The following is a 21144-nucleotide window of genomic DNA, read 5'->3' on the forward strand; positions in this document are numbered from 1 at the left end:
CTTACCAATGTATCCAAGTCTATTCACTTACACCCCTATCCACGATCCATCCCTTCACTTATACCCCTTTCGTTATTCCTACTACTATTTCCTTTTTCTCAACCAAAAATAAGACTACTTCTTTTTCTTTCTCATATTATTTAATACTGTTAAGAAATGAAGAGGAGGATATAAAATTGAAGCGATTATTCCTTTGTATGGAACGTGAACTTCTTGTGGTGAAAGAAAGAAATGAAGAACTTCAAGTTCGATATCACTTACAAAATATGCAACCTACTTGTATTGCGGTTGATCCATTTCAACCAAATCGTATATATTGCGGAACATTTGGCCGAGGGTTATGGCTAAGCGATGATAGAGGTGATTCTTGGCGACCAATTGGAGATTCTTACCGCTATTTTGACTTTCCTAAAGACGATGGTATTTTACATTCTGCCATTACTTCTATCGCTATAAGTCCTATTAAACAAGTTAACGGTTACGGCATTGTTTATGTGGGAACGGAGCCTAGCGCTTTGTTTTATTCAGAAAATGGTGGCGAAACATGGGGTGAGTGTAAGAACATGAAATCATTGCTATCTTCATATACATGGGCATTTCCACCACGTCCATTTACACATCATGTTCGTTGGATTACAGTTGATCCAAATAAGCAAGATACGATCCATGTATCAATTGAAGCCGGAGCTGTTATCCAAAGTAAAGACAATGGCCAAACATGGGAGGATAAAAAATTCGGTGCTCCTATTGATGCTCACCAACTACTTATGCATCCACAGGCCCCTAATCGCCTTTATGCATCATGTGGCGATGGGTTTATGAGCGGACCTGAACGTGCATATCTTGAAAGTTATAATAGCGGAAACAGTTGGATTTCTTGTAGCGAGGGTTTAGAACATCACTATTTATATAGTATGGCTATTGATCCTGGTGATTGTAATACGATACTTGTCTCTGCTGCACCAAGCGCTGACCTAGCTCACCATCGTATCCCTTATGAATCTTATATTTATCGAAAAACAAAAAACACTCCTTTTCAAAAAGTGCAGCACGGGCTATCGTCAGCAATTGGAACTGTCATTTCTATGCTTGCAACAAATCCTGCCGAACCTCATGCATTTTATACTTTAAACAATAATGGTGTATTCCAATCTTTAGATAGCGGGCAAACTTGGGAACAATTAAACATTCCTTGGAAAGAAGAATATAAAACGCAGCACCCTCACGCCTTATTAGTTACAACTTCTTAATAAAAGAAAAAGGACTGCTTATTTACCAAGACAGTCCTTTCATTTTTATTTCTTTATATCAATTACGATATCACCTAAAACAATATCTCTACTTTTCGCTTCTCTTTTGGGTACTTCTATTTTCTTCTCTTTTCCGCCGATTATCTCTACTGCCCCATAGTTCTCAGGTGTGCGAATTCGCATATTTACATGAGGAGTCACAATTAATTTTGTTGCATTTTCATTGAGTTTTTGGAATGTTGCACTCCAACTACTTTTATTTTGCTCTATATCTGTACTTCCTCCGTTACCTTTACCTGCATATCGATTGCCTAAATCATCCTTAACCTCTAACTCAACATCAGCATCATCCCACTTATTTAATAACTCCTTAGAATTCTCTTGATTGTAAAAAATGATGAATGACATAGACGTTACTTCCATCAATATATTAGGAATACATTGAAGGGTTGTTTATATTGGATTATTCAAATCTCACTTCCATTCTCATTTATTCAAGAAAAATAAAGTGAGCTTAGAATGTCTCTATCCTAAGCTCACTTTATGAAAAATGTTAATTCGCACATTCTCTATTTTCTGTATCAATTGACCAACCAATAATAGTCGCACAATCTCTTCCCTTCCATTCAAGCACGCTTGCTAATGCAGGCTCAATCTGAAGGCAATCTCCTTTATGCAGCACCTCAAGTAAAGACTGGTTATCATCAAACGTTGACTTATCACACTCTAACACACCGTCTGTCGCCAAAACAATATGATTGATTCCCTTCTCTAATCCACGAACCCCTGAAGTAAAACACGGCGTATTAGCAGAAAAAACATTTTTTCTTCCAATATACTCGTAGAATTTACGTTTATTTAATCTTCCTTTTCCATTCAGTAATTGTTCTCGATGAAATAAATAGGCAAAGCAGTTGCCAACTGATAACCAATATAAGAACTCACCTTTTCGTAAACAAATTAAACATGCAAGTTCTTCATTCTCTTGTTCACATTTCTCAATAAATAACTCATCTGTAAACAATGCTAATAAATACATATGTGTATGATGGAACGCTAGATGAATGGGATATGAGAATAATTCTTGTAACTTCTCTTTTCTTTCAGAAATTGCTTCTATTATATAATGTATATTTTTCGTTTTATGATGAGCGTCAAAAATCATAACAAATTCAAATTCTAATTGCGGGTCCCACCAAGCTAGTACTGCATCTCCTCTTTCATATGCATCGCTCTCTTGATTCCCGCCATATATACCAACTGAAAGAGGACCGCATTTTTCAACATGCACTTGGTCTAAATACATCTTTTCATGACTAATCCATTTAAATGTATGCACTTCAATCATCCTCTCTCTTGCTATTTGTATGCCTTTACACTAAGAGTACCGTATATTGCAAGAAAAATAAACTTTTTCATTTTTTTATGTTAAATAGAAGGAATTTACTTCTTACAAAACGAATATATCTTATTATACGATATAAATACAAACGGAGGATTTTTATCATGAAAAACATCAATCAAAATTGGGAAACCATTTATTATCACTTACGATATGAATATGAAGACAATCTTTCTCACCAAGCCATTCGGATCCTTCAAATCATTTCCCGAGAAACAGAAACTACAATTGGTAAGATTGCATCTGAATTAGACTTATCTCATAATACCGCATCAGAGCATGTGAAACGCCTGATTCAAAAAGGATTCGTTATAAAGGAACGAAATAAACAAGATGAACGAGTCGTTAACCTTGCATTGACTACTGAAGGTAAGGAAGCGTTAGCGAAACATACATTATTAGATGAAGAAAAATTAAAAGTATTAGAATCCCAATTTTCAAAAGAAGAACAACAATTAATTGAAAAGGCCTTTTCATTACTAGCAAAGGAGTCAAAATATGCATTTCCTCGTTAAAGTCATTGTCTCCGCCCTCATCATCGGTGGTATAACTGAGTTTGCAAAACATTATAGTACAGTTGGTGGATTTATTGCTGCCCTTCCACTTATTAGTTTGCTTAGCTTGTTTTGGATTTCTGTTGAAGGCGGGAGTAAACAAGAATTAAGTCAATTTACTTTAGGAGTATTATATGGATTTCCTGCATCAGCACTCCTATTATTTATTGTTTATATTGGATTAAAAAATTCTTTTTCACTAAGTACCTCTGTACTATTTGGTATCGGTATTTGGTGTATCGCTTTCGCTTGTCAAAAAATATTTCAATCCTAGAGGGGAGATACTATGAATCATTTTATAGAAGTGCTCAGAAATAAGATGGAAGTTTGTATAAAAGGAACTGGTTCTCAAATCGTAGTGATTCAAACCGGAATGGGCTGTTCTTTTTATGATTGGATGCCAATTGCAGAGAAGCTTGCTCTCCATTATAAAGTTATTCTCTTTCATCGCCCCGGTTATGGGAAAAGCGAACTTGGTGACGAGCCGCGTACAACACTACAAGCAGCAAAAGAATTACGCGAATTATTACATGTGCTTACGATTCGACAACCCATTATTTTAGTTGGGCATTCTTATGGAGGACTATGTGCACAGCAGTTTGCTATGTTGCACTCGGAACAATTAAAAGCTGTTGTGCTTGTTGATTCTACTTCTATGGATTTACATCGATTAGATGATCTTGATTTACCTGTCTCGGATCAAACCGACTCAGATGAAGTATGGTTACAAAAATACATAGCTTATTCCAACATGGATCAACATACTCTCTATACAGAATTACAACCTGTGTTATTAACTCAATATAGTCATTTAACATCTGATAAACAAAAGCAATATATAACTTTCTCTACTTCGCCATCATTATATAAAGCCACTGCTTCAGAACTTTCGAATTGGAAAATCTGTGTTAAAAATATTAAACAACTAGACATCACTTTGAAAATTCCAGTTATTATTATAGGAAGAGATCCAAACTATTCTATGAGGCAAATGGTTCGAGATGGCATGCCTTATGAAGAAGCTATAAAGCTTGAGAAAGTTTGGCAAGAACTTATTCAAGAGCAACAAACAATCTCTCAAAACAGCCGATATATCCTCGCTCAAAATGCTAGCCATGGAATCGAAAGTGACCGTCCTGATCTCATAATTCATGCCATTCATTCCTTAGAAGCAAGTAGCATACATGATCTTAAAAACAATGAGCATTCTAAAACTAAATAAACACGCAAAAAAAGAAAGCAGCCTTCACTGCTTTCTTTCTTTTTCATCTATTCATAATCTACCTCGTCTTCATCACCATCGTAGTACGAGTTTCCATTATTCACATATACAGGTCCATTCGCAACATCAATCCGAAGTACCCATGCCCAAGGTACAGCTAAGCGTTTATGTAACGCACGCCAAAACTCCATTGACTTTCTTTCATACTCCTGGAACTCCTGGAGTATATCTTTGTAGGAGGAACCGTCTAACTGAATATTTGCTTCTAGTAAACGAGAATAGGCATAGTGCTGTAATTCTAGTTCAGCAGCAACTTCCATCTCTTCTGGTGTTGCCATCCCAATAATTGTTCCATCCGTTGGGACAATTTCATATACGTTATGAACTTCAATGAGCCCTTCTGGATGATCTACTAACCCCTTCTCTTTCTCAAACATGTAAACAGCCTCCTTTATCACACATTTTTTTATGCTACAAAAGCATACTTCTCTAACAACTCTGTTCTTTCCTGCTTTCTCGATAAAATTTTACAAATTATTCACCAAATGACCGGTTTGTCATTCGCTCTGCTGCTATTCTTACCACAGAAGTTAATATTTCCTCATTAAAAGTTCATTTATATATATCCGGCATTTCAAGTTCTTTCCAAAAACTAAAATCATATTTAGAATCAAAATAATTCATAATGAGTACCATAATATTCCCATGCGTTCCAATGACAATATTTTTCCCTTCGTAGTCTTTTAACATTTTCTTGATACATGCAATACCACGCTGTTGTGCACTATTATTTGATTCTCCATCATCGAAAAAAAATATTGGGTTTTCCCATACTTTTGTAATTGCTTCCTCAAAATCTACTACCGGTTCTTTACTTAGTAACCTCTCACGCAAATTTTCTTCAATATGTATTGGTAATTCAAATTGATCCGCAACTCCTTTAACAGTTTGAACTGCTCGTTTATATGGACTAGAAATTACAACATCAATTTTCTCTCCCCTTAATAAATCAGTCACGGTTTGCGCATCATTCCATCCTTTTTCAGATAATGGACGTTCGCTTTCTTCTGGTGTATATGTAGAATGAGCGTGACGGACAAAATATATATGAGTCATGAAACCCCTCCTTTTACTTCCTCTTCTATCCAATTGATTCTATTAGAGATTGACCAATTCCTTTCAATATTTTTCTCTGTATAACAAACAAAAGGCACTTCATGAAAAAAGCGCCTTTTTTGTTTACATAATAAAATTATATTGTTATAACTTTTTCTGAGTTCCTCACTCGAGAACAAGGGCTACTCTATCTCACATGAAGTCACCTCTCCATTTAATACAATCACTATATCAGACCGCTGTCCATCCGTAGAATGCTTTAAATTCGGCGGTCCAATCACAACAGACTCCTTAATTGGAGCAAGATCCTTAGCTAAATGTTCAGCATTCACACCGTAAGCAGCTTGGAATACTTCTGGTGGGGTCATTCTAAGTACGTCTGAGCCTTCAGCTGTTTCAAATTGGTCATTATTGAAGAAAAGGTGTAAATGAACTTCTTCTGATACAGCCGTAATCCAGTGCCACCAGCCCATTGGAATAAAAACTGTTTGCCCAGCTTTCACTCTGTAATTTTGCAACTGATTCGTTTCTGGATTTAAAATAGAAGTAACTGCTTCCCCTGAAACAACGACATCCAATTCCCAGGCATTAGGATGCCAATGTGGTTCTCTCATATGACCTCTCGTCATAAAAAGGTCAACAAATGCTCCTCCAATCATAGCTGGTAACTGTGTTGAAGTCACTTCGTAAGCAACGTTTTTGTCATCCCGTTTAAAAAATACATTTTCCCGTGAGTCAAAGAAAAGATTCGGTGTCCCAGAACTTTTCTTTAAATTTTTATTATCTGGAACATATCCTGAATTAGCCATTCTATCCCTCTTTTCTAATCCCAGCATTTCATACTATTTGTATCATATGAAAAAAAACAAACTAATGTGCCCATATATTATCATTTTTTATAACAAAAAAACATGCTCCAAAATACCAGCATGTTTTGTGATATACTTCACATTATTTAATTAAAAAATAATACCATATTACTTACTGTGATGTAACATTAAATCATCGAATTCTTCTTCAATATGATTTAACTTTGCAATCCCTTCTTTCCATTTATGGATATAACGTGATACTCCAACAACAAATAAAGTGATAATAGTAGAAAGAATAATACCATATACGATAACTACAGTACTCATAAGTTACACTTCCTTGTAATAGGTTATACATTTATTATATTCCTTTTTTTGATAAAATGGTGGAAATTCAAGTCATTGTAACAAAATTGATTTTTCTGATTATACAAGAAGCATTCACTTTAATAGGAGAAATCTTATACATACTGAGATTTCTCCTATATTAAAATATTATTTCACACCAACAGAAACGGTTTCTGGCAATGTACTTCCACCATCAATTACAATGTGCGTACCTGTTATGTAACTTGATTCGTCAGATGCAAGAAAACCAGCTAACTGTCCGACTTCTTCAATTTTTCCTAATCGTCCTAATGGAACTGCTGAAGCGATTCCATCAATCACATGATTCGGTTCATTTGGATCAGATTCATTTGCAATTTGTTCTGCCATTGGCGTCATAATATAACCTGGACAAATCGCATTCACAGTTATATGATGCTTTGCTACTTCACGAGCTAATGCTTTCGTAAATCCCCAAATTGCTGCTTTTGTCGTTGCATACGCCGTTTCTCCTTCATCTGCAACTAGCGTTCCTGTTACAGAAGACATATTCACAATTTTCCCGTAATTCTTCTCAATCATGTATGGCAGAACGGCTTTAGAAAAGTTCCATACACTATTAATATTCACTTGAAATTGGAAATCACGCATCTCGTCCGACATCTCTAAAAAATTAGCGAGTCGAATCACTCCTGCATTATTCACTAATATATCAATTTTCCCATATTTCTCATACGCATCTTTGGCTATTTCTTTTACAGCTGTAAAATCAGTTACATCTACTTGGTAACTAACTGCTTCTAATCCCTTACTTATAATTTCTTTTGCGGTCTCATGAACCTTGTCTGAAATATCAACAAGTAATACTTTCGCTCCTAGTTCTGCAAACACATGAGCAATTCCTGCACCATTCCCCATTGCAGCGCCTGTAACAAAAGCTACTTTTCCATCTAATTTTCCCATTTCATAACCCCCTTATGATTTGTAGAAAACTTTTTTAACACTCTCATTATACCAAATATTACCTATTATTTTCAGAATTGTTCCGTTTGTCAAAAAACGTTCAAAAAGAAAAGCCGTCGTAACAAACGACAGCTTATACATAACTTTTCAATTATTATTCTATTGATTTTTCTTCGCTTCTATTTTTTCTTTTGCATTTTCAGCCTTATCTAATGCTTCTCCGACTTTTTTCTGCTTTTCTCGCGCTTCATCCATACTATCTACAGCTTTGATTACTTTATCAATGCCTTCTTCGTCCACTTTTCTCTGCTTCGCAATTCTTTCCTTTTCTTTTTCCTCAATATCTTTCGCCTTCTGAAGCATATTTTCTGCATTTGATTTTACAGCTTTCTCAAGAGGAGCATCCTTTTTCTTTTGCAATACTTGGTTTGCATCATCTTTTGCTTCTAAATATTTTCCATCCTTTAACGCCGATGCACCATGATTCATCAGCTTAGCAACGTCCTTATAGGATTTTGTCTCTTCCGTAAATTTTTCCTCTTCAGCCTTTTCAAACCACATAACTGCGTCACTATATTTTTCACCTTCTAATGCTTGCATGCCTGTTTCAATATACGTATCGTAGTTACTACAGCCAGTCATTAGAAAAAATAAACAAAACATAACAAAACTTATTTTTCTCATACTGCTTTTCTCCTCTTTCTTTGTTACACACTTTATTAAATGTATCATAGCTAAAACATACTTTCAAAAAGAAAAAATCATCCAGTAAATATAACCGAATGATTTTTTTACATATAAATAATGAAATTACAAGTTCCATTTTATATTATCTCTTAAAACAATGATTAATTCGATAATTTAAGCCGATACATCTACTTGTTTTTTCATTCTAGACTGCTTCATTCCTACAAGAACTGCTAAAAGTAGCCCAGTTCCCAATATTAACATTACGATACTCGTTGGGAGCATATCCAATAAAAACCCAAACAAAATCATCCCAAGCGGGGCAATTGCAGTAGCAATTGTTTCAAGTAGCCCAAAAACACGCCCTAAATATCCTGGATCTGTGTTTTTTTGAATATGTACTTGCATTGGAATATTTACTGCCATTATTGAGATGCCGCTAAGAAGCATAAAAACAATGTAATAAATAAAACTTGCTATCTTTGGAATCGTAACAATTAATGGGAAGACGGTACATAAACTTAAACTTGCAAACAAAAACAAGCTAATATAAATAGAGCGAAATGGGTTATTTACTTCCTTACGAACAGATAAAACAATTGCACCAATTAACATTCCAACCGCAAGCATCCCTTCTACAGTTCCAAGTTGCTTAGAAGTTAAATGTAAGCTTTGCACAATAATATAGGGAAGCGCAACAAAAAGTGCACTAGAAAAAAAGTTTACCCAAAGAGCTATTTTTATAAGACGATATATTTCATGCTGCTGTTTCACATACAAAAACCCCTCTTTTATACTCGCAAAAAAATTTCCTTTCTCCTCTTCTACTTCTTTCTTATACAAATCAAATACGATAAATAATTGCACAATAACAGCTAAGAAAAATGTAATTCCATTTAAAAGAAAAAAGGATGTAATAGAAAATAAACCAAATATTACTCCCCCAATTATCGGTGCTAAAATTCTTGATAATGCATCAGCTGTCTGATTTAAAGCACTTGCTTTTTGAATCCGCTCTACATCTACTAAATTTGGAATAGAAGAGGTGAACGAAACAGAGTAGAAACTTGCACAAATTGATAATAGTGCTGCCGAAATATAAATAAATAGAAGTGATGATCCAAATATAGTAGAAAGAATAAACATTGTAATCATTGTTAAACTACTTAATAAATCCATACCAATAATAAGCCATCGTCGATTCACACGATCTGCCACTGCCCCTGCAATCGGTCCACATATCATCCTTGGAATTGAGCCACAAATAAGTGTAATCGCAAAACCTACTCCTGACCCTGTTATTTTTAAAACATATAACCCCATTGCAAACGTATAAATCCCAGCTCCTAATAAAGAAGTGATTTTTCCAATCATCATCAAAAAGATATTTCTTGTTGCAATTTTAAGTCTTGGATCATTTTGACTTATACTTGCGTCCGCCATTATGTCACTCTCCCCTTAAAAGTTAAATTGTGTTAAACTTATTATATAATTACTTTTCAAATTTTGACAACAAAAAGTTTAATTGTATTTAACTTTTTTTATAATAAAGGAGCAACTACATGGCTACTCTTGGTGAAAAAATTAAAGCATTACGAAAAGAAAAGCGTCTTACACAAACAAAACTAGCTGGCACAGAGTTAACGAAAAGTATGCTGAGTCAAATTGAAAACGGGAAAGCAACACCTTCTATGAAGACATTACAATATATTGCTAGTAAACTTGGGTGTGAAGCGAGTTTTTTACTGGAAGAAGATAATGAAGAAGTGGCAGAACTTCTTCCAAAAATGGAACAAGCTATAAAAAATAAGAAGTTTGAAGAAGTATATCATACACTGCTACCTATTGTTCAAGAAGAACTGCCACCTACTTTAAGTACAGCTCGTTTATATAAACAATTTATAAGCGCTGCTTTTCATTTAAACGATTACAACATACATTCTTATATCGAAAAAGCCGTAGCAATTTTTCAAAAATATTCTTTATACCGTGAAAGTACACAAACTAGTTTAAAGCTTTGTTATGTGTTATTTGTCCATAAAAAATATAAAGAATGCCTAGAACGTCTTACCTCTATTCGAAAAGAGTATGAAGCAAAACAATTAGAAATGGACCTTATTATACAAATAGAACTTTTCCTATCTGAGGCAATTGTTTTACTCGCATATGGTGATTATGAGGGGTGCGAAGCAATTATCTTACAAGCCCTTGACTTCTCAAAAGAAAATCAAGTGTATTATAAAACAGACGAATTTTATCGAATTCTCTCTTACCAAAAGGTAATAGTAGCGGATGAAAATAAATATCTACACTATATTAAGAAATCCGAACAATTTGCCGTTTTCACTGAAAATATTTTATCTATTGCTATTGTAGACATATTAAAAGCTTATTATTATAACACAATTACAAATGAATATACGTTAGCCCTACAACATCTGGAATTGTTTAGGCAAAAACTCCAAGATGAACAACTCTTTCAAGAAAACGGGGCGTATTACGTAGAAAAGGGAAAAGCTTTATACGGCCTCAAGCGATACGAAGATGCATTAGAAGCATTAGAACGAGCAACAATCCCAGATTACATGTTCCATCCACTAGATCAAGCATGGATTATAACTGGTGGAGCTTACCGTGCTCTTTGTTATATGGAACTTCAAAATAAACAAAAAGCACTTCAGGAAGCAACCGAAGCCTTTCATGCGATACAAGAATTCCCTGATTCGACATTTACTGTGTTTATTAAAGGAACATTACAAATAATACAAAAATTTTAAGCCTATCTCAAAATGGTATATTATTCCTCCTTTTTAGCAAAAATAATAAAGATGGGAGGAATGTAAGAATGAATGTACAACGTGCAAAAGAGCTTTCCGAGTCATCAGAACAAGCGCATGTTAGTTTTCAAGGTATGCCCGTTATGATTCAACATGTTGATGAAAGCAATGAAACCGCCCGCATATATGATGCAACAAATCCAAATCGCGAGTTAACTGTTCCAATTAATAGCCTGGAGGAAATATAAAAAATCCCACTTCAATTTTATTTGAAGTGGGATTTTTCTTCTTTTTGTATTATTTCATATGAAATGAAAGGCCACCCGTTTTTTTGTTCTAGCCATTCCTACATAAATAACGTAATTTTCTATTTTTCAATAACTATCCCAATACGGTACGTGATATTTTATAAAATATTTCCATACTCAAAAGACACACTATTCACTCTTTATGATATGATACAATCCATAAGTACATTTGGAGGGATACGATGAGTGGTGCAAAGCAAAATAACATACCTTACTATGCAGTTATATTCACTTCCAAGCTTTCACAAGACACAACTGATTATGTCGATGTTGCTGAAGAAATGGAAAGACTCGCTAAACAGCAACCTGGGTTTATAGATGTTGAAAGTGCGCGGGATACATCTGGATTTGGTATTACAATTTCATATTGGGATTCACTTGAAGCAATTAAACAATGGAGAGAAAATGCAGCACATACTATAGCAAGACAAAGAGGTCGTGAACAATGGTATGAACAGTTCCATATGCGAATTTGTCTTGTTGAAAAAGAATATGATTTTCATAGGAAAGGTTTGTAACTTATGAATCCAAAAGTAGCTCTTATTGTTGTACATGAAATATACGGCGTAAATGAACATATGCAGGATATAATATCAAATTTTTCTTCAACACTGGTTGATGTATTCTGCCCGAATCTTTTACAACTAGATTCTCCTTTTCATTATGATGATGAACAAAAAGCTTATTCCCATTTTATGCAAAACGTTGGATTTCAACATGGAAAAGAGAAAATTGAAGAAATGATTCAAACACTTTCAAAAGACTATCCATACATAGGACTCATAGGTTTTAGTGTTGGAGCAACCGTCTCTTGGCTATGCAGTAATAATCCAAAAGTTCATTTTATTATTGGCTGCTATGGCTCTCGCATACGTGATTATCCTTATATTATTCCTACATGTCCTACTCTTTTAATTTTTCCAGAAATAGAATTGAACTGTTCCCTTTCTTCTCTTATTACAACATTGCAAGAACAACACAACCCATTTTTGCATATAAAGCAGCTTCCAGGAGATCATGGATTTCTAGATCCTTATACTGTAAAATATAACGAAAAATCTACAAAACAAGCATATGAAATGATAGGTTCATTTCTTGAAAAAACTATACTGAAACACATGCATTAAAGGAGCTTTGATATGTCATTTACATTATTTTTACTTGCTTTCGTTTTTCTAATCATTATCATAACATTAGCGTCCATTTTCATCACTCTTAAAAACCAAAAATATTTAAACCGTCCTTATCGACATTCCTTTATCGTTATGACTCTATTTCTTGGACATTGGATTTTAGTTTTGACTAGTTTTTATACGTTACTCCCTGACTACATTAGTGATTTTATTTTTCTACCAATCTGGTACTTTCTTTGTATTTTAGGATTTATGGTTCTCATAAAAGAATGGAAAAATAACCGAATCATTTCTGTATCCGTCGGCGCTTTTTCTTTTATTAGCCTACTGTTTGGAATACTATTACAAGGAATTTCTAACATGTAAGTTTGTTTTCCAGGAGCTGAACTTTTGGAATCAGCTCCTTGTTTACAGAACAGTCCATGTGTTTTACTTAAAAATTATTACGTTCCATCCAAACAGGAATAAATAGATATAGTGCATAGGCAATAACCATCCAAATTGTGAAAGATAAAATTTGCTGTGATGAAAATGCTGGGAAAATGCTAGAAGAATAATAGAGAAGGAAAGTATCTAAAAACAATCCGATTCCGGTGCCGAAAATCCCTAATTTTATGAGGGCATATCGCGATGAATCTATTTTTCGATACAACCACATTACAATGTATAAAGATAATGCCGTACCGATTTCTAGAAGAAGGAGCCTATTCATAAATGAAGGTGCGGATATTTCTACTAAAACAGCCGCTCCAAATACATAAAAAAATGTTGACGCCGCAAACCAAATACCTACAGAAAACAAAATAGTAATCCACAATTTATTCTTCACTATTTTCTTTCCCTTCCTGCAAAGATACAACCTTTTCTATAAACATCTCCAATCCATCATACGTTTCTTCCATATTAAACGCTGGATTCAATAATACTTGCAATGCCAATCCATCAATTAATGCATTACACATAACACTCCAAGTTTCATTTGAAATCCCTTCAATCAGTGATAATTCTCCCCATACTTGCGCTAGTCCCTTGTGTAATTCTTGATTTTCATAATTTAGCAATTCACCAAGTCTTTCTTTTATCGTTTCGTTTTGCAATCCACTGGCTACTAATTGAAAAAACAAATGATGGTACATAGAATCTTGTGTGCATCTACTTTTAGCGGAATGTAACGCTTTTTCTATCGAAAAATCCGTTTCAACCTGTGACCATGATGACTTGCAAAATGACTCCGTTACTTCAAGTAATAGTTGCTCTTTCGTTTTAAAATGATAATATACAGTCCCTTGTGTAACATGAGCTCTTTCTGCAACTGCTTTTAACGTTAGCTTTTCCATACCTTGTTCAGCAATCATCTCTTTTGCTGATCGTAGCAATTGTTGCTTATTTACAACATTCGGCTTTGCCATTTTATCCCCTCCTATTTGTAAGTTAGTTAGATAACTAACTTAATTATACAGAAAAATCAAATAAATAAAAAGAGGAAGAAAAGTCTAAAATCAACTTCTCTTTCCTCTCGTTTTTTTATGGGATTGCATTGTCATGGAATCACAAGGTGTGTAATAAATTTGCGGAGTTGCTTTATTAACAAGCATTGTAAAAGTAAGTAGACCAATGATGAAAAAGATAAATAATGTAAGCAGAATAACACCTATCGTTAAAATGATCATAACACCACCCCTTTTTAAATCACGATATTACACTTTTCGATATAATATGAGCGGAATCCTTGTTATATGAACAAACGTAACAAAATAATCACAATCACACCCGTTAACACAGTTCCTAACAAACTCCGTGTATAGATGGCAACAAAGAATGTTGGAATTGCAGCAAGTAAATAATCCCATTGCATCTCTTTATTCATAAAAAGCACTTCAGCAAGAAGCGCTGCGAGTATTGCAATTGGTATATAACTTAACCATTTTAGTCCCCAATCTGGAATTTGTATTTTACTAAATACAATGAGCGGTAATAAACGAGGAATTAAAGTAACTACCCCCGCTCCAATTAAGAGTAATAACACATCTAATCTTACTTCCATTTTTCAATCACCACCCCGATTGTTGCTGCTGTAAGTGTTGCAATAATAACTGCAACGCTTGCTGGAACGAAGAAATGTATGCTATATGCGATTACAATTGCCACAATCGCAACACTGAGATGAATTGCTACTTTTGGATGACTACTCATTAACTGCAGCACAAATAATCCAATAAACATAGCTGGTAATGCATAATCCATACCATACGTATGAGGATTTGGTATCCACTCACCAAAAATACCACCGATGACATTCGCAATGATCCAATTTAAGTATGCTGTCACATTTAAACCAAGCATCCATCTCTCACTTAAATACTTCTTTTTTGAAGCTTGCTGAACCGCAAGACCAAACGTTTCATCTGTAATTTGTGAGCCGATGATCATATTTTTCAAGAAAGGGACTTTCATTAAATACGGAGCGAGTGCAGCACTCATTAACAGATGACGTAAATTCACAAAAAATACAGTAAAAATAATTGCAGAAGTAGGTGCTCCAGCCGCAAACATACCAGCGAGTATAAATTGTGAGGAACCAGCATAAATCAAAGTAGACATTAATGCTATTTCTGCTAATGAAAATCCCGCTGTTTTTTCAATTACACCAGCTGCGATACCAATACTTAAATACCCTAGTACAGTCGGTAAGCAGTCTTTCACTCCTTGCTGAAATGTTTCATTTCCGTGCATTGTCATCTGCGCTTCAGCCCTGGCCATCAATCTTCCCCCTTCATTTCGTACATCAAGCGTTTACCCGTTACAACGTGAACTAAATCAGCATTCCCCCGCCATAGTACATCTAATTTATCAGGACCAAATTCCCTTGTAATTTCTTCAACCATAATGTCATGACGAACATATTCTGTTGCAACAAGCACTAATGCCGGATCATATGTTGTAACAGCCCATGAGGTGCTATGATCTGAGAAGTTAGCAATCAGTACTTCTTTCCCATCACGGGCAATTACCGTTAGGTGGCCTCCCATTCGCTCCTCTACAACATCTGGCGTCATATAATTATGGTGAAATGTCGTCCCTATTTTTGTCTCTGGTGCGCCAAAAAGAATAGAAAATATATGTACCCCTTCCTGTTCTTTTCTCTGAATCAATGACTCTAGTTCAGTCACTTGCTGTTCCCAAACAGAAATCCACAATTCCTCTTCGGCTCGCTCAATAATATTACGAATTTCTTTTATAATACGTTCATCTGTACGAATATGAGAGACTACATCTACTTGGCGCTCTTGCTCTAAACAATTTAATTTTTGATCAAGAAAATCAAATGATTTTTCAAAATCCTTTCTCATGCGGTTCATTAATTCAGTTGCCGATACAGGGACATATTTAACTGGTTCTGAAGGTACTAAATGCACTGCACCTTTATCCATTAATTTACCGAGTACTTCATAAATCATAGAACGCGGTACTCCCGTTTTCTTACTAATTTCATATCCCGTTGCCGGATAATGCTTTAGTAAACCGATGTATGCTATGCATTCATATTGCGAAAACCCTAATTTTTGCAACTCTTTCATAACTTCATCCATTGTAATCCCTCACTTCAATTCACTTCTATTTGTATTTACATGACAGCACGTACTTCAAAACGACGATTTTGCTTTCCCTTACTCTTTACTTTATCTATAACAAGAGTGCCAATTTCATTTGTATATTTTACATGCGTTCCCCCACATGCTTGCTCATCAATATCTTGAATAGTTACAATACGAATTTCTTGGATAGAAGTTGGTAGAAGGTTGATTGCTGTTTTAATCATTCCTGTGGAGTTTTCTGCTTCTTCACGGCTAATAAACCTAGTAGAAATTTCTTTATTTTGCTGAATCAATCGATTCGTCTCTATTTCAATTTCAGCAATTTGTTCACTCGTTAACTCTTGTAATTCATTAAAATCAATACGTGCTTTATCAGGATAAATTTGATTTCCTGTACATAATGCTCCGTATTTTTCATATACAACCGCACCAATAAGATGTAGTAAAGAATGATGACGCATTAAATTATGGCGGCGTTCCCAATCAATTTCTAACTGAACTGACCCAACTTTGAGACCTGCACCATCTTTCACATAGTGAACAATTTCATCTTGCTCTTTCTTTACTTTTACAACTTCAAAACTATGCTCACCTTGTGTAAATACACCTGTATCACACTCTTGCCCTCCACCAGTTAGATAAAATACCGTTTTCCTTACAAATACTCTATCTCCATCAACTTTTGTTACCTCTGTTTGGCAGCTTTTTTTGTATGCATCATGTAAAAATAATGCTTCCGTCATATTCCCACCCCTTTAGTAGTTATTGTTATACCTACTAATATAAAAAGAAAAAAATGGATAGTCAATAATATTCTGAATTTTATTTTAATTAACAGAAAATAGGCTATCTTTAAAGCAAGATAGCCCTACTATATTTATTTCCCTGCTAATAACAGCAGCTATTCCTTTCCCATCTCTTACTAACAACTTATTCTCATATACTTATTTCAGTTTCTCATATTCTTTCAAAGCATTTTGTAATGTTAAGGTTAATGGTTCTGGAAGACGATCTAACGAAAACCAACCAATTTCACTAATAGCATGTTGTTCCAAATTTTCTGCTGTCCCATTCGTTACTTTTGCGATATACGTCGGGCATACCCAATGCGCTTCTTCTTCAGGTAAAATATGATTCGTTACACATAATAACGATGTAACCTCGACCTCTAGTCCGACCTCTTCTTGAATCTCTCTAACAACTGTATCTTCTGCTGGTTCCGTCCATTCTACTTTTCCACCAGGGAGACTCCAGTGTTCCTGCTCTGGTGCTTTCTTCCGCCTTACAAGGAGCAACTCCTCTCGCTTATTCAAAATAAAAGCTCCAACACCGACCCGTGGATGTAATTGTTGGTTCATATTCCTTTCTCCTTTTCATGTATATCATTACTTTACCACTTTCCAATTCTAACAGAAAAATAAGAAGCTACTTCCTATCAGCTTCTTACAATCCAATAGGAAGTAGCTCTCATTGTTTCATAGATATTATTTGTCCTCTTGTATCTATTTTGTTATGGTGGAGTTTATTTTTCTCTAAATATTGTTTACATACATTCACAAAAGCTGGTAATGTTCGAATTTGATCAATATCAGAGCTCTCAATAAAATGATTCATTTGATTTTTCATTTCACTCATACTAGAAATAAGCTCTTCTTTTTCACGTCTCAACCTCTTATTTTCAGCACGAAGATTTTGAAGTTCTTTCTGTATCTCTTGTGTATTATCTTCTTTTATATGCCCTACCGCCATACTTGAAAGTTTATAAATCCCTTCCATAAATTGATATAGTTCTTGTTTTTTCCCCTCCACACCAATTGTTTCAAAATTATCGACAATCCCTGATAATATAGTAACTAGATTTGCTTCAGTCTTCTCACTTTGAACTACTACACTTTTTACTTCCTTCTCATTCACATACTGTTCTGGTTCGTGTTTTTTCTTACGTCCTGGCTTACCCTTTTTTATATTTTCAAATGGTAGCTCTTGGTTTTTTAATTTATAATACGTATTCTGCAATTGACTTTCTGTTTTCGGGAATAATTGCAGATTCTCCCTACTAATTGCCTTTGACGTAACTGCAATATTTAAATTATACTGCTGACAAAATTGGTACGTAGCATATAAAAGTTCTAACTCAGATTTCAACCACATGATTTGGGAGTGTTCGTATGCAAATAAACCACCCACTTTTTCAATATCTCTTTGGAAAGCTATCATTTTATTATATAAGTCCATTAATTCTACATACGTCACATGGAACTCTCTTTCTATTTTTCTGCATTCCTCTTCTATGTTCTGAACATTCCCTATTCCATTTACGATATTTTTCAAAAGATCTAGTACATGAATTGCTGTCTGTTGGTACATTTATATTCACTCCCACTCAGCATTTTTGCAATTTCAACTTCTTCTTTCTCTTTTATAAAAATAAAAAAATATTATAAAAATATTTTATAATATTTCCGAATTATTAGTCAAATTAACGTAAAATTGACACATTCTATTTTTATATTAAGATTAACTTATAGTAATATGAGGGGGATCCATATGGAACATAATATTTTAAAAGTCATTGCACTAGCAGAAAAACTAAAATATGAAATGAGGCATAGTTGGCTTTCAAACGGACGTCAGGAAAGCGTCGCCGAACATACTTGGCGTATGTCACTTATGGCTGTTTTAGTTCAGCCTTATTTAGATAAAGAAGTAAACATGGAAAAATTATTAAAAATGGTTATTATCCATGACCTTGTGGAAGCGGAAGCTGGAGATATCCCTGCTTTTGACACAATGAACAGCGAACAATTACAATTGCAAAAACAAGAAAATGAACAAAAAGCAATTTTAAATATTAAACATACACTAGACGGTTCTCTCGGAGAAGAGCTATATGATTTATGGATGGAATTTGAAACAAAAGAAACATACGAAGCGAAAGTAGCCAACGCTCTTGATAAACTAGAAGTTAAAATTCAACATAATGAAGCTGACATTGATACATGGCTTCCCATTGAACATAAAATGACATTCCAAGTTGCAAAACATACAGACTTTGACTCTTTCTTATCGAAATTACAAAAGATGATTGAACAAGACGGCGAAAAAAAATTAATTGCTGCTGGCATTGATGTCGAGGCATGCAAACAGTAACAGCTCATCATAGATGGGCTGTTTTTTCATACTTTTGTATGAGTTATTCCCCCTCTTTTTATTGATTTCATTTAGACATATAAAGATTACAATTATAAATAAGAACTGCATTTCAATTATTAGGAGGCTTATTTATGATTAAAGGATTATACGAAGCTCATTTGCCCGTTCGCAGCCTAGACAGATCCATACGATTCTATGAGTCATTAGGTTTAAAACTATATAAAAGATATGAGAACACCGCTTTCTTTTGGATTGTAGAAGAACAAAGTTGGCTTGGACTTTGGGAAGGGGAAGAATATAAAACCCCATATCATCCTTCTCTCCGGCATATCGCTTTTCAAGTAGACATCAAGTTTCTTCATACATCTATTAAGTGGCTGAAAGACCGAAATATTGCCCCAGTTCCATTTGGCAATCGAACTACCACCGAACCTTTTGTTCGCCCTAATCAAGGCAATGCGTCTGTTTATTTTCAAGATCCAGATGATAATAGTATTGAGTTCATTAGTTTCGTTAAAGTTCCAGATGAACTAAAACATATTACAGAAAAACTTTCTTTAGAGGAATGGGATCAACTTTTACATCCTCTTTCACAAAAGGAAGAATAAAATAAGAAAAGCAGCTTTACATAAGCCGCTTTTCTTACAAAATATACTTCATCAAAAGTAGCCCTTGGGTTACCACAATAAAAATTGCAAAACCAATCAAAAAATTTTTTCAAAATTTTTATATTTCCCTTTATTTACCCCTCGCTCTTTTAGTAATAACATAATTTCTTGTAACTCTTCCCACTGTTCCTTACTACCTAGTCTTATATACATTCTTTTCACTTTAATCCCGTATACGTTTTGCTCTTCTTCCTTCTGAGATATCTCATCAATAGAACCTAGTGGAATTTCATGCTCTTTCACTTTTTTATAATAACAATCTAATCCTTTTAATAATAACCTTTTATTTGTTAAAACAACGTAATAATAAAAGACAGCACCTGCAGTCCATAAATTCGGAATAACTTTATAGTTTACAATACCACCCTCTTCAACTAACAGTTCCTTTTCTATCACTTCATCCTCTTTTAATTCCTCACGAATAGATTTTTCTAGCGTTTGTATTGTTAATTTTCTTAACAGCGCCCCATTTCTCACATAATACTTATCTATCTCTATAGAATCATTCGCTTCTTGTTCAGCCGCATAATTTCTTCTTCTGAATATTGAAGTTCATTTAACATAGATAACATTCTTTTATCCATGTCGCATTCCACCTTTCCATAATTTTTGGATTTTTTTCTTCCCTCTAGAGATGCGATTATATATGTAATCTGCCGTAACTTGTAATTCCTTCGATATTTCTTCAATCGAATATCCATCTATATACCTCTTCAAAAAAATATAACGATCTTTATCATTTAAACCTTGTATAATTGCCCTAATTTCCTCTTCTTCTTCCACTTCGTAGGAATCATGACATCCCTTATCTACTTCAAATTCTTTTACTACCATACTTTCTTTATAAGCTTTCTTTCTATATTCCAATGCTTTTAACTTCGTAATCCCAATCATCCAAGATTTTAAATTCCTTTTTTCTATATCAAACTGATCAATGTTGAACCAAATGATCGTAAATACATCATTATAACAGTCGTCTATATATTGCTTTTCATTAGGTGTACAGAGTGTTTTGTGAATAATATAAAAAATGAGTTTCCCATATTGATCAATTACTTCTTTTAAAGCACCTTGATTTCTCCTTTTCATACCTATAATTAAATCTTTTTCAGATTCAAAAATCATATGCGTCTTCCTCTCTTACTTACTTCAACAGCTGCTTTTACTTACTATTGG

At 34.3% G+C, this 21144-nt stretch carries 29 protein-coding genes and 2 pseudogenes; 11 read left to right on the forward strand and 20 right to left on the reverse strand.

The features are described from left to right. Positions 1-176 precede the first annotated feature (176 nt). Positions 177-1250, forward strand: a complete 1074-nt coding sequence (locus AAIE21_RS06560; protein WP_343266026.1) for a beta propeller repeat protein — start codon at positions 177-179, stop codon at positions 1248-1250. Between the two features lie 45 nt (positions 1251-1295). Here AAIE21_RS06560 and AAIE21_RS06565 read toward each other — a convergent pair. Continuing rightward, positions 1296-1673 (reverse strand): annotated as a pseudogene (locus AAIE21_RS06565) (DUF5643 domain-containing protein); the annotation flags it as partial. Positions 1674-1803: 130 nt separating this feature from the next. Continuing rightward, positions 1804-2598, reverse strand: a complete 795-nt coding sequence (locus AAIE21_RS06570; RefSeq protein WP_343266027.1) for a PP2C family serine/threonine-protein phosphatase — start codon at positions 2596-2598, stop codon at positions 1804-1806. A gap of 158 nt (positions 2599-2756) precedes the next feature. On the opposite strand from AAIE21_RS06570, the gene AAIE21_RS06575 reads away from it, so the two are divergent. From AAIE21_RS06575 to AAIE21_RS06585, 3 genes are read left to right on the forward strand one after another with little or no spacing between them, the layout of a single operon-like run. Continuing rightward, the gene (locus AAIE21_RS06575; protein ID WP_343266028.1) at positions 2757-3167 is read left to right on the forward strand and encodes a MarR family winged helix-turn-helix transcriptional regulator; all 411 of its coding nucleotides are present in this window, start codon (positions 2757-2759) and stop codon (positions 3165-3167) included. Next, positions 3151-3480: a DUF3147 family protein gene (locus tag AAIE21_RS06580; protein WP_343266029.1), complete on the forward strand. Its 330-nt coding sequence runs from the start codon at positions 3151-3153 to the stop codon at positions 3478-3480. Before AAIE21_RS06575 ends, AAIE21_RS06580 begins: the two co-directional genes overlap by 17 nt. Positions 3481-3492: 12 nt before the next feature. Beyond that, entirely contained in the window at positions 3493-4428 is a 936-nt protein-coding gene (locus tag AAIE21_RS06585) for an alpha/beta fold hydrolase (protein WP_343266030.1), read from the forward strand. A 47-nt stretch (positions 4429-4475) separates the two neighbouring features. Here AAIE21_RS06585 and AAIE21_RS06590 read toward each other — a convergent pair whose 3' ends face one another. The 7 genes from AAIE21_RS06590 to AAIE21_RS06620 form a co-directional block, all read right to left on the reverse strand. Beyond that, entirely contained in the window at positions 4476-4865 is a 390-nt protein-coding gene (locus AAIE21_RS06590) for a hypothetical protein (protein ID WP_343266031.1), read from the reverse strand. A gap of 175 nt (positions 4866-5040) precedes the next feature. Further along, on the reverse strand, positions 5041-5544 hold the full coding sequence (locus AAIE21_RS06595; protein ID WP_343266032.1) for a histidine phosphatase family protein: 504 nt from the start codon (positions 5542-5544) through the stop codon (positions 5041-5043). A gap of 182 nt (positions 5545-5726) precedes the next feature. Continuing rightward, positions 5727-6380 (reverse strand): cupin domain-containing protein, encoded by a 654-nt coding sequence (locus AAIE21_RS06600; RefSeq protein WP_343266033.1) that lies wholly within the window; start codon positions 6378-6380, stop codon positions 5727-5729. A 141-nt stretch (positions 6381-6521) separates the two neighbouring features. Further along, on the reverse strand, positions 6522-6683 hold the full coding sequence (locus tag AAIE21_RS06605) for a peptidase (protein ID WP_343266034.1): 162 nt from the start codon (positions 6681-6683) through the stop codon (positions 6522-6524). A gap of 168 nt (positions 6684-6851) precedes the next feature. Continuing rightward, a complete protein-coding gene (gene ucpA, locus AAIE21_RS06610; protein WP_343266035.1) occupies positions 6852-7646 on the reverse strand; it encodes an SDR family oxidoreductase UcpA in 795 nt (264 codons plus the stop codon). Between the two features lie 159 nt (positions 7647-7805). Beyond that, on the reverse strand, positions 7806-8330 hold the full coding sequence (locus AAIE21_RS06615) for a hypothetical protein (RefSeq protein WP_343266036.1): 525 nt from the start codon (positions 8328-8330) through the stop codon (positions 7806-7808). Between the two features lie 177 nt (positions 8331-8507). Further along, on the reverse strand, positions 8508-9776 hold the full coding sequence (locus tag AAIE21_RS06620; RefSeq protein WP_343266037.1) for an MFS transporter: 1269 nt from the start codon (positions 9774-9776) through the stop codon (positions 8508-8510). A gap of 119 nt (positions 9777-9895) precedes the next feature. Here AAIE21_RS06620 and AAIE21_RS06625 point away from each other — a divergent pair, with 119 nt between their 5' ends. The 5 genes from AAIE21_RS06625 to AAIE21_RS06645 all read left to right on the forward strand — a co-directional run bounded on the left by AAIE21_RS06625 (position 9896) and on the right by AAIE21_RS06645 (position 12917). Beyond that, a complete protein-coding gene (locus tag AAIE21_RS06625) occupies positions 9896-11110 on the forward strand; it encodes a helix-turn-helix domain-containing protein (RefSeq protein ID WP_343266038.1) in 1215 nt (404 codons plus the stop codon). A 68-nt stretch (positions 11111-11178) separates the two neighbouring features. Continuing rightward, complete coding sequence (locus AAIE21_RS06630) at positions 11179-11358, forward strand: H-type small acid-soluble spore protein (protein WP_343266039.1); 180 nt, start codon at positions 11179-11181, stop codon at positions 11356-11358. Between the two features lie 242 nt (positions 11359-11600). After that, positions 11601-11936: an antibiotic biosynthesis monooxygenase family protein gene (locus AAIE21_RS06635; RefSeq protein ID WP_343266040.1), complete on the forward strand. Its 336-nt coding sequence runs from the start codon at positions 11601-11603 to the stop codon at positions 11934-11936. A gap of 3 nt (positions 11937-11939) precedes the next feature. After that, positions 11940-12545: a dienelactone hydrolase family protein gene (locus tag AAIE21_RS06640; RefSeq protein ID WP_343266041.1), complete on the forward strand. Its 606-nt coding sequence runs from the start codon at positions 11940-11942 to the stop codon at positions 12543-12545. 12 nt (positions 12546-12557) lie between these two features. After that, positions 12558-12917 (forward strand): hypothetical protein, encoded by a 360-nt coding sequence (locus AAIE21_RS06645; RefSeq protein ID WP_343266042.1) that lies wholly within the window; start codon positions 12558-12560, stop codon positions 12915-12917. 67 nt (positions 12918-12984) lie between these two features. Here the strand turns inward: AAIE21_RS06645 and AAIE21_RS06650 are convergent, their stop codons facing one another. From AAIE21_RS06650 to AAIE21_RS06690, 9 genes are all read right to left on the reverse strand, one after another. Next, positions 12985-13380 carry a DUF5367 family protein gene (locus AAIE21_RS06650; protein ID WP_343266043.1) on the reverse strand — a complete coding sequence of 132 codons (396 nt, stop codon included), beginning with the start codon at positions 13378-13380 and terminating at the stop codon, positions 12985-12987. After that, positions 13370-13960: a TetR/AcrR family transcriptional regulator gene (locus AAIE21_RS06655; RefSeq protein ID WP_343266044.1), complete on the reverse strand. Its 591-nt coding sequence runs from the start codon at positions 13958-13960 to the stop codon at positions 13370-13372. Before AAIE21_RS06655 ends, AAIE21_RS06650 begins: the two co-directional genes overlap by 11 nt. 90 nt (positions 13961-14050) lie before the next feature. Next, the gene (locus AAIE21_RS06660) at positions 14051-14221 is read right to left on the reverse strand and encodes a DUF3951 domain-containing protein (protein ID WP_343266045.1); all 171 of its coding nucleotides are present in this window, start codon (positions 14219-14221) and stop codon (positions 14051-14053) included. Between the two features lie 62 nt (positions 14222-14283). Then, positions 14284-14595: an AzlD domain-containing protein gene (locus AAIE21_RS06665; protein ID WP_343266046.1), complete on the reverse strand. Its 312-nt coding sequence runs from the start codon at positions 14593-14595 to the stop codon at positions 14284-14286. Then, positions 14586-15311: an AzlC family ABC transporter permease gene (locus AAIE21_RS06670; RefSeq protein WP_343266047.1), complete on the reverse strand. Its 726-nt coding sequence runs from the start codon at positions 15309-15311 to the stop codon at positions 14586-14588. Before AAIE21_RS06670 ends, AAIE21_RS06665 begins: the two co-directional genes overlap by 10 nt. Then, on the reverse strand, positions 15311-16141 hold the full coding sequence (locus AAIE21_RS06675; RefSeq protein ID WP_343266048.1) for a TrmB family transcriptional regulator: 831 nt from the start codon (positions 16139-16141) through the stop codon (positions 15311-15313). Before AAIE21_RS06675 ends, AAIE21_RS06670 begins: the two co-directional genes overlap by 1 nt. 35 nt (positions 16142-16176) lie before the next feature. Beyond that, positions 16177-16890 (reverse strand): alanyl-tRNA editing protein, encoded by a 714-nt coding sequence (locus AAIE21_RS06680; protein ID WP_343266049.1) that lies wholly within the window; start codon positions 16888-16890, stop codon positions 16177-16179. Positions 16891-17091: 201 nt separating this feature from the next. Further along, a complete protein-coding gene (locus AAIE21_RS06685) occupies positions 17092-17505 on the reverse strand; it encodes an NUDIX domain-containing protein (RefSeq protein WP_343266050.1) in 414 nt (137 codons plus the stop codon). Positions 17506-17614: 109 nt separating this feature from the next. Then, positions 17615-18514, reverse strand: a complete 900-nt coding sequence (locus tag AAIE21_RS06690; RefSeq protein ID WP_343266051.1) for a DNA-binding domain-containing protein — start codon at positions 18512-18514, stop codon at positions 17615-17617. Positions 18515-18694: 180 nt separating this feature from the next. Here AAIE21_RS06690 and AAIE21_RS06695 point away from each other — a divergent pair, with 180 nt between their 5' ends. Together AAIE21_RS06695 and AAIE21_RS06700 are read left to right on the forward strand one after the other, a co-directional pair. Continuing rightward, on the forward strand, positions 18695-19297 hold the full coding sequence (locus AAIE21_RS06695; RefSeq protein WP_343266052.1) for an HD domain-containing protein: 603 nt from the start codon (positions 18695-18697) through the stop codon (positions 19295-19297). A 134-nt stretch (positions 19298-19431) separates the two neighbouring features. Beyond that, positions 19432-19908, forward strand: a complete 477-nt coding sequence (locus AAIE21_RS06700) for a VOC family protein (protein WP_343266053.1) — start codon at positions 19432-19434, stop codon at positions 19906-19908. 34 nt (positions 19909-19942) lie between these two features. On the opposite strand, the pseudogene AAIE21_RS06705 reads toward AAIE21_RS06700, so the two are convergent. Both AAIE21_RS06705 and AAIE21_RS06710 read right to left on the reverse strand, forming a co-directional pair. Continuing rightward, positions 19943-20552, reverse strand: a pseudogene (locus tag AAIE21_RS06705) (PH domain-containing protein). After that, positions 20545-21093 (reverse strand): sigma-70 family RNA polymerase sigma factor, encoded by a 549-nt coding sequence (locus AAIE21_RS06710; RefSeq protein ID WP_343266054.1) that lies wholly within the window; start codon positions 21091-21093, stop codon positions 20545-20547. Before AAIE21_RS06710 ends, AAIE21_RS06705 begins: the two are co-directional and overlap by 8 nt. Positions 21094-21144: the final 51 nt, after the last annotated feature.

The organism is Paenibacillus sp. 102, assembly GCF_039549175.1.
In the GTDB taxonomy this organism is placed as follows: Bacteria; Bacillota; Bacilli; order Bacillales; family Bacillaceae_G; genus Bacillus_A.